This window comes from Aquimarina sp. AU58 (assembly GCF_900312745.1).
In the GTDB taxonomy this organism is placed as follows: domain Bacteria; phylum Bacteroidota; class Bacteroidia; order Flavobacteriales; family Flavobacteriaceae; genus Aquimarina; species Aquimarina spinulae.
This window is the reverse complement of the sequence record NZ_OMPD01000014.1, coordinates 2,285,448-2,297,632: the sequence shown is the minus strand read 5'-3', so window position 1 is coordinate 2,297,632 and position 12,185 is coordinate 2,285,448. Positions and strand designations below refer to the sequence as shown.

The window sequence follows — 12,185 nt, the reverse complement described above, 5'->3', positions numbered from 1 at the left end:
ACTATGAAACAAAAAAAAGTATTGATCTTAGATTATTCTGTTGATCAAAGTGAAATACCTGTAATCAAACAATGCTTACCCACAGCTATTGAAGTTTCCTCATTATATATTGATACAGAAGCATCTTTTCCTGATGATTTAATCAAAACAGCATTCACACACGTGATTCATACAGGATCTGCACTATCTATTACAGAAACGGCTCCATTTACAAAAAAAGCAATAGATTATATTCAAAAAATAAATGCAAAAGGGGTTTGGCAAATGGGGATTTGTTATGGGCATCAACTCATATGCAAGGCATTAGTAGGAGATCATGTTGTGCGCTCTTCTCCCAATGGTTTTGAGGTTGGATGGGAACAAGTTTCTTTTACCGATACCGCAACAGATCTATTTAATGTTAGGAAACAAGAAACTGTATGGCAGCATCATTTTGATGAAGTTGTAGAATTGCCAAAAGGTTCAGAAATTCTTGCTACCAATACGCATACCAAAATCCAAGCCTATATCAACTATGAACGAAAGCTTCTCGGAATCCAATTTCACCCTGAGTTTAACAGAGAATCCGGCAACGATTATTTTCTAAAAGACAGGAAGTTTTTGGAAAAAAACCATAAAAATGTTGATGCAATTATAAACGAGGGACCTTCCTTTGATTCTGGAAATATCTTTTTTGATTTTTTCTTGAATCAATTTCTTTATACCGATGATGAGTTATAACCACTATCTTTTCCTCCAAAGTCTATCATAAATAATTAGAATACACACCTAATTTCCTAAATTTTTTCTGCACTACTTCAAAACCTTGTTTATTAACAAAAAAACATTTAATCTACACAATAAACCCTTTTATTTCGGGATATTATACTTATAAAAAACATTCTTTCATGTTAACTTTAGTAGAGAAAATAATCTTTTAAAACTTTTATTATGAAATCAAAATTATTAAACTTAGGTAATCAATTAAGTAAACACCAACAACAATACATTAAAGGAGGTGGTCCAATGTTTTGTGACAATAATGGTAATTGTCCTTCTCGCTATGTTTGTTGTGATTGGTTATACTGCAAATTCTATTGTTAATTTATAGTATTAACAGTATGCTGTTTTTTACATATAAACTGATATAAACTTTCATCAGTTTATATCAGTTTTTTTATTGCAATACATTACGATTACATCATGTGATGTAATCGTACCATAGTATCTTATTTATTAGTAATCTCAAAAGTCTCAATGCTTTCTTTTTTCTTGATCGTATTAATTCCTTTTTTGCTTAAAAAATCAAGAATATCTGATACCTCGGCAGTTTTTAATGTTTTATAGTTCATACCTTTATTATATACTAACATATCTTGTAAAGATGTATCGATAATAAAATACTCCCCGGTTTTATTTTCTAATTGAGTCACGATATATCTCATTGGCGTATACGCTTTTTGAGCTCCATCTTCTATATCCTCTGGTTTTATTATATCATCATTCTTTTTTTCAATGATCAACTTATTTACTTCCTGTATACTTTTAACAGTTTTAAGCTCCATAGACAATCCATCTAACAAATCTTTTTCAATTTTTTTATAGGCTTCTTTTAGATTCTCTTCCCTGGTTAAATTCTTTTCTGATTTTTTATAATATATGATATCATAACTAATGGTATCGGTCGTTTTATTCTTTACCCAAATAGGAGAAGATAGATTATTCATATACTGAAATAAATTTATCAATTTATGTCCATCATAAGTAATTCCTACATAGCCACTTTTATTGACCCCATAGGCATAACCAATACTTTTTTTATTAAGAGAAGGGCGAATAATATATTGAGTTATTGATTTGGGTACTTTTATGTCATTTTCTTTAGTATTCATAAAATCAAAAACTCCAGTATACATAGGGTCGGCTCCTGGATAAAAACCACCATATTTAAATTCTCTTAAACACTCGTCTTTTTCTGGGGTTGCTATGGTATTAGTTGCCAACACTTCTTCAATCATAGCCTCAGTAACCGAAGAACCTCTATACGCTATTTTTCCGTCTCTATTAATAATAATCATTGTAGGTCGAAAAATAATTTCGTAATTTTTAAAATCTTGTTTATCGTCATCTCTACCTACCCAAAAATCAATCTCAACTTTTTCAAAAAAATTACTCAACTTCTCTTTTGGGTCATCTGTAATTCCTATAAACTGTACTCCTTTATCCTTATACTTGGCACTTAGTTTATTATATCTAGGAAATGCAGCTACACAGGGACCACACCATATCGCCCAAAAATCGAGAATCACAATTTTGCCTTCTAGAGACTTCAAGTTAGGAATTTTGTGATCTGATTTGTTATAGATTCCTTCTAAAGTAAACTCAATAGCTTTAGGCATTTTATTTTCTTCCTGGATAGCCTGTAAAGCTGTATTCTTTTTATCTGAACAGCTAACAATGATAAGGCTTACTATGATGACAGAGCTCAATACTATTTTTCTCATTTAGAATTATTATTTAAGTTTCAGATAACAAAACTAAGCCTAGCATGGTATTAAGATGTCTTTGAGAAGTATGAAAACAGATGTAGTCCCGTATGAAAATAGAGCTATTAGTCCTATTTTAAAATATGTCCAAATCTTTTTTTGGCATGAGTTCTGTCTTTTACCTTTAATTTTTGATACATTTTAGAAAGGTGTGTTTTTATGGTAGAAATTTCTAAATGTAATTCTGTAGCTATTTCTTTATTTTGGTATTCCTTTATGATAAGTTCTAATATTTGTTTTTCCCGTTTATTTAATTGTTCAATTAATATTTTAGAATTGGCCACTCCTCTTCTTTCTTTATAACTATTAACTTTTATTGCTATAGAACTTTTTTTCAAATACAATATATACCCAATAAGAGCTACAACAATGATTGCAAGAATACCAGTAATGATCATGTAATGTATAACCTCTGGATTCGTTTTTTGCATGTTATTCTTCAATTTAATAATAGCGAGTTCTTCCTCAAAAGAATTAATATATGGTGATGGTCCCTCTTTACTTTGTTTCATTTTTTGAAGAAGACTTTCATAAAAAACAGGGTTCTTCAAATACTCTTTCTCCAAATTTGTGTTTTCCATCGCCAGAAAATCAACCAAAGGATAGTTATTGGATAAACAAAAATTTCTAATGTCCTGGTTTCTTTTAAACGATAGTAATTCTTTACCATATCCTGTTTTTGAATAATTTTCATTTCTTAAGGTATTAATGTTAGAAAGTAACACTTCTAATTCTTTTATTTTTTCATTTTGATCAGAAAAATCTCCAGAAACATTATATTTTAAGGGGGCACTACTAAAATCTCGAGCTTCAACATATATCTTTGATTGATTATTAAGAATCATATGTATATGATTTATAGGTCTCATGGATAAGGTATACTTCGATTTTTCACTTCCTAAATGCAACCGAACAATACTGTTATGATCTGGTAAACTATTTCCCTTGATCTTAAAATTTCCTTGCTCATCTAAAATGTCCGAATTAATAATTTGATCTTCAGACATCATGTTATAACCATAACCATCGGGAGCAAAATAGGATAAATAGATTTCATTAGTCCATAAGCTATCATAATTCGATAGTTTTCCTGATATTTCATATTGTGCAAGTAACCATTGACCGGTAAGGAAAAATAGTACAATGATTATTTTGTTATAGAATGTTTTCATTTAAATTAGTTATAGTTTCAATATATAATAGAAAAGTAATCTATATTTATAACCAAAATCATAAAAATATATCTAATATCCTATACATAGGGTACATAATTGACTAGTCTTTTCTTTTAAAACTTGATTTGATTGTTTAGCATTTAAAAAAAGGTTAATTCATTGGTCAATGGTTATTTTTTCGCAGTATTAATATGTCACCTATCACTAAGTTGTAATTATATTCGCTATGTATTTTTGAAAGGTCATTCGGCACTAACCTAAGTTTAAATTATGGGTATTCATATTACATAGTTTTTTTATGAATTAAAAGGTATTATCTAAAATATCTTCATACCACTCCTTATTAAAAACATAATAAATATTAAAACTCTTAAACATGAAAACGATCACATTTGTTATAATGCTAATATTAAGTGGTATTACTACTATTGCATAAACAACCATTACAGGAAAAATTGTAGATGACAATGAAAAACAAGCAATTGTAACTCACTTATCCACGAATGCTAAACTAGCTACAGTAAAACTGCAAGAATTTATGTCAAGGCTATAACAACTTAGAGTATGAGAAATTAAGATGAATTTTATTTCTTAAAAAAAAAATTAAACTTTTTCAATGAGGTTATTGAAAAAGTTTAATTTACTTCAGAATGATATCATTTATACTATCTAAAAACAATTTATATGTGATGCTTTCCAATATTTTTTTTTATAACAATCCCTTCTTTTACAATATCAGACAAAATAAGAGAAGTTGAAGGTATTCCATATTGGGATATGGTGTCAATAAAATCTTCTAGATGATGATGATCATAGACAATTACTTTCATAATAAGAGAAGTATCTCCAGTGACTCTGCTACACTCTAGTATTTCTGAAAAATCCCCTATTAACTTCACGAAGTGAAAAAACTTATCAGCAGTTTTAAAACGCATAGAAATATAAGTAGATAAAGTGTATCCGAGTTTTTCGTAGTTTATTACTGTGGTGTAAAATTCGATTACGTCTGTTTCTTCTAACCTCTGAATTCTCTCTCCTACTGCAGATGATGAGAGCCCTATTTCTCGCCCAATCTGAGCATAAGAAAACCTCGAATTACCTTTAAGTAATTTGATTATTTTATGATCTAATTTGTCTTTTATCATGATTCGTTTGAGTTTTAAGAACCACTAACACTAAATTAGTTTAGTGAAGTTTTTTAGGTTATTTAAATAAGAATAACCCAGGTTAATGATGGTTGTTTTTTATTCTTATTCTTCGAGTAATTTGTGAAACAAATCTGCCAGTCTAATTTCAATGAAATTAACTATTTGTTCGTCTGATTTTTTATTTTGATACATAGAGAATACGTTTACTGCATTACGTTTTTTGAGTATCATAATATCTCCATCTGAATTTTCTATATCTTCAGGTTTTAAATTCCATTGTAATAAAGATTGTAACAGTTCGGTATGAGATTCATATCTTTTCTCTAGTACATTTTGTCGTTTTAAATCTTCTGGGTCTTTTTCTTTTGCACTATTTATTTTACCGGTTAAGATTGTATATTCATCACGTATTTCACGATCAACATCCTGAGCCTCGCGAACCAATTTTAAATAGGATTCATAGATTTTTTCATTATAGAATTCTATAAAATCAAAATATAGGTTCATTGCTTTAAGATAATTTACTCCTATCTCTTTGTATACTTTTTTATCCTTATCTTGTGTTTCTACTAGCTGTTCTCCCAATATTACCAACTTTCCTTTTTTATCTTCAATAAGATTTGCAAAACCTTCTTTTTCTGGAAGTGCTAGTAATTGTGGTGTAATATCCTTAGGTAGACCTTCATAACGATACTTTCTATATTGTATATTGATTGTATCGTTCTGTTCTTTTGGTTTTTTAGGTTTTAAGTTGAAGTTAATTTTAGGTTTTTTAAGCCCAAAAGTATAGTTGTATCCAAAAGTCGCTGTAAACTCGCTTAGGTTACCATTACTACTACCATTTCTAAATAATTGTATGAGATTAAGATTAAAATTATGTTTCTCCTTAAGTACATACGTTATTCCTCCTCTAAGATTTATTATATTGGTTTTCGAAGTACTATTGTTAGTGGTATTATATCCAGCAGAAAGTCTTGTTTGTAGCGTCTTTTTAAAATACTTTTTGATTACACTCATGTTAGGCCCCCAGGTAGTGGCATCTTCTCTCCCGATAGTATTATAGGTTCCATTAAGAGAAGTTGTAACACTCAGGTTTCTTTCAGAAAAACCTATGGTATGTCCTAAATTTAAATTATGAAAAGTAGAAGCATCACCTAGTCTTACTACCCCACCCTGTTCATTAGAGACATCATTTAATGTATAGTTCATGGTTAGATTTTGCCGTGCTGATTTTTTACCAGAAAGCATATAATTTATTCCTAAAGTGGCTGTTTGTGATAATTGTTTATAATCTAACTCTTCAACCTGTTCGTCTAGAAGATCTCCATCATTAATATCATCAAATTGGTTTGGTTTGATATTGGTAAACGTACTAAAATTAGAGTATGACCCCGAAACATTAAATCTATCAGATAGATTAAAATTTGCATTTAATGATCCTACAGTACGATTTGTATTACTGTTCTTTAAACTGTTTAAATCATCTCTTTGATAACCTATATTAAATGCTAATGCTAATCGATCACCAAAAAACGTATTGGATATATCTAAGGTTATATTCTCAAAATCATTATTAAAATAATAGGCCCCCAGAGTTTCATATCCCGGATCTATACGCTCATACCCCAATCCAAAGTTTATTTTTCCTACTACATATCCCAACCGGGTACTAATAGCTTTATAATATTCTGTAGATGCGCGATTATTAAAAAGTATTCCTATTGGAGAAGATCCATTATTTTCTATTTCTTCTGCCCTAAGGTCTTTGGTGATGGCAGAGGTTGCGTATTCTCCCTGGATAGTAAAATTATTTCCTAACTTAACTTCGGCTTCTATACTTACTACCAGGTTTTCCTGAGGTAATACTTGTTTTTCTTCGGGAACAGAATCAATAGAATTTTCATCATCTTTGGCATAAAAACCAATCACTGCTATTTTATATTTTTCTTTTTCAAAACCGGTTTTTATACCATATCCCATACGATTATAAGAAGGGACTGTTCTTGGATCACCATCATCATTTACTGCTTTAAGCAATCTACCTGCCATAGCACTTATTTTTAGCGAACCAGATGGCGTAAGATCAATTCCTCCCCCCATAAACTGATGCCCATTTAAGGTAAAAGGAGAAAAACTCATGTTTACATTTCCTATATGCCCAGTTGCCCATTTATATTTTGGATGCAAGCTTATGCGGTTAAAATCAAAAGGTAACTGGTATCCTAAATTCTCTCCTTGATTAGAAAAACTATAAGAAACAGGGATTGAAAAGCTATAAATATTTATAGTAAGGGCTCCTTGCAAAAAATAAGTAAACTGTTCTCGATTCATATTCTTATTGGATTCATAATACACTCCATTGGCAGAAATACGCCCAGTGATTTTAAAAGGATTACTGTTTTTTATATTATCATAATCAATTGTTTGACTCATCGATAGCATAGGCAATACTAGTATTGCCAGTAATTTATATATCTGTTTTACATTGATGGGGCTATTAGTATTCACGTATTAAAAATCAAAATAATTTTTCATCTGTTTTAATCATATACTTCTATAGGTATGTACGAGAAAAACAAAAAAATGGTTCTCTCCTTTTCTGATTTCTATATTTGATTTTCATTCTATTGTTTATCTGATTGATTGCAGAAACTCTAATAATCAATAATTATAAGGTTAGATGTATCTAATGAATAGTAGTAATCACACAAAGTGGTGCTAAAAACGCATCCCCGATGTGTTTTTTATATCTCATTAACGATAAAAGAAAGAATATTCTTCAACAAGAAAATGTAGATAATATCTTCGTATCTATTATAAACTATCATCTAAATATTTACCCAAACCATCACTATTATTATTTATTATTTCTAATAATTTTTCAGTATCTATGATTTGGTTATCATCTTTTAATAACGGTTTAAGTTTGTTTATTTCTGAATACTCAGGATCATTAGATTCACTTTTAATAGCTTTATAAAAGTCAAGATTGATCATTTTAAAAATTTCGTAAAGGAGTTTTACATTCTTGGTAGGGGTATCTACTATCTTGAATATACCCTTTTCAAAAACGAGTAGCTTTGTAATTATTTTTGTTTCTAATTCATCTCCTACTGTTTTATATTTAAAAATGGAATATTGTTTATTACTACTATAAAAAACATATTTAAAAACTGGTTTTACCTTGTCTTTGTCAATACCCAAAACACCAATGATTGACATAAACTTATCATCTGATTTAGCATTGGTATATATACTATCTTTATAAGTATACATTACCTGATCATATATTTCTTTTAGATAGTCAACTTTAATAAGTGTTCCTTTATCAAACTGACTGTAATCTGTTCCTTGAGAAAACATATGAAATGTAATAAATAGGGGGATTATATATTTCATGTATTTAATTATTTAATGTGTTTACTTTTATTAATTCATACCAAAATATTGTTGAATCATTAATGGATCTAAAACTTTTTTTAATTCTTCTTGAGTCATTCCAGAATTTTCAGAATGTATCGCTTTGGAGAAATCTAATATCCCTGATGCATACATTTCTGCTATTTGGCTGTCTAGTGACTTCATATTTGTTTTTTTATTCATGAAAATTGCATCTATAGAATCAGAAGACAGGTAATTAAACATCATATATACCTTAGCCATGGTTCTTGTAGCTACATAAACAAACCACTGATCGTTCTTTTTTTTTAATGTAATACATGCAGGAGTTTTTTTATTATTTGTTTTAAAATGATACTTTATAATTGCAAACTCATGACCGTTTGCCTTAAAAGTAACCTTGTTTAATAGTTCTGCATATAATTCTTCTTTACCGTGTTTATTTTTTTTCTCATACTCGCCAGAATCATTTTTTATTTTATACTCATAATTATTTTGATTCCATTCATAATTTTTACTTGATAAAATAGATTGTAGTGTACTTTCAGGGTATTTATTTTTACATGTTTCGACAGAATTACAATCTGCATAAACTTTAAAGCCTTCTGGGTATTTTGTATAATAGAAAACATTATTTGTAACCGAAAAACCAAGTGTAGGAATGCTTGCCATATACTTTTCTTGTCCAAACATGCTTTGTGATAGAAAAAACAAAATTATAATCCATCCATTTTTCATAATACTCACCATTTAGTTTATACCTTCTTCTTCAAAAAGTTCTTTAATATTAAATTTATAAATTTCAAATTCTGATTGTACATCTAATTGAAATAGATGATGTCTATATGATGAACCTGAAGTTGCACCATCGCCATCTAAAGCAACATACCCATAAATATCTGAAATATAAGCAGTTAAAGCCAATACATTAGGATCTCCTTTATATGGATATATAAATCTTATCCCAGAATTAGCATCTATATTTGCTGATACTTCTTTTGACAATACTTTAGTTTTCAATTTAATAGCTGGGTTAATATATCCGCCTCCTGAAACTGAACTATTATTAAAGTATTTAACTCCTGTCTCGGCTTCTTTCTCATATTTGATGTCTACAGTTCCTCGCAAACCAGCCTTAATTTCAAACTTAAATTCAACCTCAGGATCAGGAATAAATGGAATTGGCACCTTAAATTTAGGGCCACATGCAAGTTTTACCACATCAAAACCACTTGCCATTATCCTAAACTGCCAAACATCATTATAAAATCTACTTTCTTTACTTTCCTCTTTATAAGTTTCTCCAATAAACTTAAGCTCGCTCTTTTTTATCAAATCTTTATAGTTTTCAAAAAATGATAGCTCACATGGAAAACCTTTATTTTTTAATATCTCGGATAACTTATTAAACTTGTCGAATGAGCTTAACACGGGTTTAAACTTTTTTGTCCAATCTCTACGAATTCTATTTTCTCGAATCCATCGTACTTCAACACTCTTTTCTGTATTTTCAGGATACCCTGCACTAACGGTAGTCATTACCGGTTCAGAAACCATATCACCGTTTATTTCTTTTAAAGATTCGTTAAATTTCAATTTTCTAGTAATACTTTTTCTATCCTTAAATAAATTTTGTTCATCAAAAGACCAAGTAATATCATTATAATATTCGTTTGATTTGGGGTCTGGATCAAGATCAGCTTCATACTTAATTTCTTTATTCCCAAGACCTTTAAGAATACTCCAATCATTAACAACATAGAGGGTTTCACCAGATTTTGCCGTTCTCTTCTCATTATGAGTAGCAGTTAACTCTACAAAATCAAAGCTTTTCTTAGTTATATTTAGATTAACTTCTATTTGTTTATCGTCATAGGTAATTCTCAATCTCATTGACCCACTCCTTTTTTTGAGATCTAAACTAAATGTATCCTGATCTGCATTAATACCTTGTCCTATAATAAAATTAACCGTTTGATCTTCTTTTCCTTCAAAAATTTGCCATTTAAATTCTTTTGTTTCCTCGGGGTAGTTCTCTAATTGAAATACAACTGGTAATTCTTCATAATTGAATTGAATATCAATAGTTTCTCCATCACTATACAATGTATTATCTGATTCAAATAAGATTTTTGCATTGATATTATCATCCGAAATATTAGTATCATCTCCTCCAGGACTTCCTCCTGTAGTAGTGTTGTTTTCTTCGGGGTTATTAACTGTCACATCATCATTATCTAAATCAGGATCATCATCAATATTCGTAGGATTATCTATAGGAAGAGTATTAGTTCCATTATCAACTACAGGGGTATTATTATTATCATTGCCTGTAACCGGGCTATCAACTACAACGGTGGGTTCTATTTCATTAACAGGCTCATTATTATTATTTGGAATCGAATACGGGTCTTCGGGATCATATTCACCAGAATCATCATTACTTGCTGTATCATTATCACCCTTATCGTCATTTAAAATATCATCTATAGTAACAATACCTCCACTATTCTCATCATAAACAGTTTCTACAATACCTTCTATTAATTGATAATCTGTATTTATACCAATATCATCAAACTTTACTTTAACACTTAGATTAGAGAGGTAAGGAACAATGATATATCCCTCTCCAGAAAATGTTCCTCCACTCTGTCTTATCTCTTCTACAACTACCGGAAAATCTCCTGCGGTAAATACATCTTCTTTTATTAATGCCTGTAACTTATCCTGATTGGTGATTTCAATTTCTGGAGTAATACCACAATTATATGTAATAGCATCATTAGAGGCAATTGTTGTTGTAAATTCATAAATTTGAGAATAGGTATATGCTCCATTTTCCATACATTGCCCACCAACTCTAAACTCGTATGTAGTACCGGGCTCGAGGTTATATATGCTTATGTTTTGATTTACAGCATTTCCCTCAAACCATATTGCATTTTCAACATCTTTTTTACGATATTGCACATTGTATTTTAAGTGATTTACTCCCTGCCAATAGATTTTTTCTGAAGTTGTATTTTTTGCTTCTGCTAGTATATATGCTGGCTCAGCACAATCTCCAGAATACGTGAAATTATAAACTTCACTATATCCATCATTTTTAAAAACAGAAGATTCACTTATTCCATCTCTTACCATGGCACGCACTCGCCATGCATAACTTTTATTTGGTAACAATCCAGTCTCAGAAGGGCCATATAGCAAAGTAGTTGCAAAAGTATTAGTTTGATATATCGGTTGGCTTGCCAAAAACAAAGCTTGAGGATCCATTTTGCTATCCCAAAGTTCTGTAAGTGTAAATTCATATTCTACATTAGTGGCATTAAGATGTCTGGGAGTCCACTGAAATATAATGTTTTGTGGATCTCTCATAACAACTTGCTCGCCTTGATTAGGGAGATTTAAAAATGGAGGGTCATTAAGTACCAAATAGGCCATCGCACAACTCTTACGAGAAATTTGTTTGCCAGATATAACTTCATAAGCTTCAAAACAAAAACGATACATACCTTCTGGTAGGCTTGTGCCATACTTTTGAGGAGTTATTCCTGTTAAGTTTTGAAGAGCAAAATAAGACTGAAGATCAATATTGCTTAAGCGCAAAGGTACTCCACCATCTAAAAAAATAGGAGTTGCCCCAATTACCACATCGGTACTCTGTATAGACAATCCTGCATTATTTTCTATAAAGAGTTTTAACCGAATTTCTAAGTTAGATCTTGTGATATCCGTAAGCAATAGGTTTACCAATAATTTCTCTGAAGTAGAAGTTCTATATTCTGACAATTGTAAACTATAAGGTGGTATTACTTGCGGAGTAATATTTACCGGAAATACTTGTGCTCTTACAATAGATATAAAAAATAGGGTAAACGCTAAAAGATAATATTTATATTTTTTTTGCATAATTATATAATTTCTAAAAACTG

At 30.0% G+C, this 12,185-nt stretch carries 9 protein-coding genes; 2 read left to right on the top strand and 7 right to left on the bottom strand.

Features of this window, described 5'->3' with window-relative positions; all coding sequences use genetic code 11:
* The first annotated feature begins 3 nt into the window (after window positions 1-3).
* A complete protein-coding gene (locus DK441_RS21320) occupies window positions 4-720 on the top strand; it encodes a type 1 glutamine amidotransferase (protein ID WP_109852542.1) in 717 nt (238 codons plus the stop codon).
* A gap of 210 nt (window positions 721-930) precedes the next feature.
* Complete coding sequence (locus DK441_RS26780; protein WP_160112217.1) at window positions 931-1,083, top strand: hypothetical protein; 153 nt, start codon at window positions 931-933, stop codon at window positions 1,081-1,083.
* Between the two features lie 125 nt (window positions 1,084-1,208).
* On the opposite strand, the gene DK441_RS21315 is transcribed toward DK441_RS26780, so the two are convergent.
* From DK441_RS21315 to DK441_RS21285, 7 genes are all read right to left on the bottom strand, one after another.
* The gene (locus DK441_RS21315; RefSeq protein ID WP_109852539.1) at window positions 1,209-2,483 is read right to left on the bottom strand and encodes a TlpA disulfide reductase family protein; all 1,275 of its coding nucleotides are present in this window, start codon (window positions 2,481-2,483) and stop codon (window positions 1,209-1,211) included.
* Window positions 2,484-2,596: 113 nt separating this feature from the next.
* The gene (locus tag DK441_RS21310; protein ID WP_109852537.1) at window positions 2,597-3,697 is read right to left on the bottom strand and encodes a response regulator transcription factor; all 1,101 of its coding nucleotides are present in this window, start codon (window positions 3,695-3,697) and stop codon (window positions 2,597-2,599) included.
* Between the two features lie 683 nt (window positions 3,698-4,380).
* Entirely contained in the window at window positions 4,381-4,845 is a 465-nt protein-coding gene (locus DK441_RS21305; RefSeq protein WP_109852535.1) for an Lrp/AsnC family transcriptional regulator, read from the bottom strand.
* 105 nt (window positions 4,846-4,950) lie between these two features.
* Entirely contained in the window at window positions 4,951-7,356 is a 2,406-nt protein-coding gene (locus tag DK441_RS21300; protein WP_235015799.1) for a hypothetical protein, read from the bottom strand.
* 306 nt (window positions 7,357-7,662) lie between these two features.
* Window positions 7,663-8,247, bottom strand: coding sequence for a hypothetical protein (locus DK441_RS21295; RefSeq protein WP_160112216.1), 585 nt, complete (start codon window positions 8,245-8,247; stop codon window positions 7,663-7,665).
* Window positions 8,248-8,277: 30 nt separating this feature from the next.
* Window positions 8,278-8,985, bottom strand: a complete 708-nt coding sequence (locus DK441_RS21290; RefSeq protein WP_160112215.1) for a hypothetical protein — start codon at window positions 8,983-8,985, stop codon at window positions 8,278-8,280.
* 12 nt (window positions 8,986-8,997) lie between these two features.
* Entirely contained in the window at window positions 8,998-12,162 is a 3,165-nt protein-coding gene (locus DK441_RS21285) for a fibronectin type III domain-containing protein (protein WP_160112214.1), read from the bottom strand.
* Window positions 12,163-12,185 lie beyond the last annotated feature (23 nt).

Bases quoted from the DNA above. Each gene is read 5' to 3' on its own strand.
- DK441_RS21320 (WP_109852542.1), top strand. From the start codon at position 4: ATGAAACAAAAAAAAGTATTGATCTTAGATTATTCTGTTGATCAAAGT.
- DK441_RS26780 (WP_160112217.1), top strand. From the start codon at position 931: ATGAAATCAAAATTATTAAACTTAGGTAATCAATTAAGTAAACACCAA.
- DK441_RS21315 (WP_109852539.1), bottom strand. From the start codon at position 2,483: ATGAGAAAAATAGTATTGAGCTCTGTCATCATAGTAAGCCTTATCATT.
- DK441_RS21310 (WP_109852537.1), bottom strand. From the start codon at position 3,697: ATGAAAACATTCTATAACAAAATAATCATTGTACTATTTTTCCTTACC.
- DK441_RS21305 (WP_109852535.1), bottom strand. From the start codon at position 4,845: ATGATAAAAGACAAATTAGATCATAAAATAATCAAATTACTTAAAGGT.
- DK441_RS21295 (WP_160112216.1), bottom strand. From the start codon at position 8,247: ATGAAATATATAATCCCCCTATTTATTACATTTCATATGTTTTCTCAA.
- DK441_RS21290 (WP_160112215.1), bottom strand. From the start codon at position 8,985: ATGAAAAATGGATGGATTATAATTTTGTTTTTTCTATCACAAAGCATG.
- DK441_RS21285 (WP_160112214.1), bottom strand. From the start codon at position 12,162: ATGCAAAAAAAATATAAATATTATCTTTTAGCGTTTACCCTATTTTTT.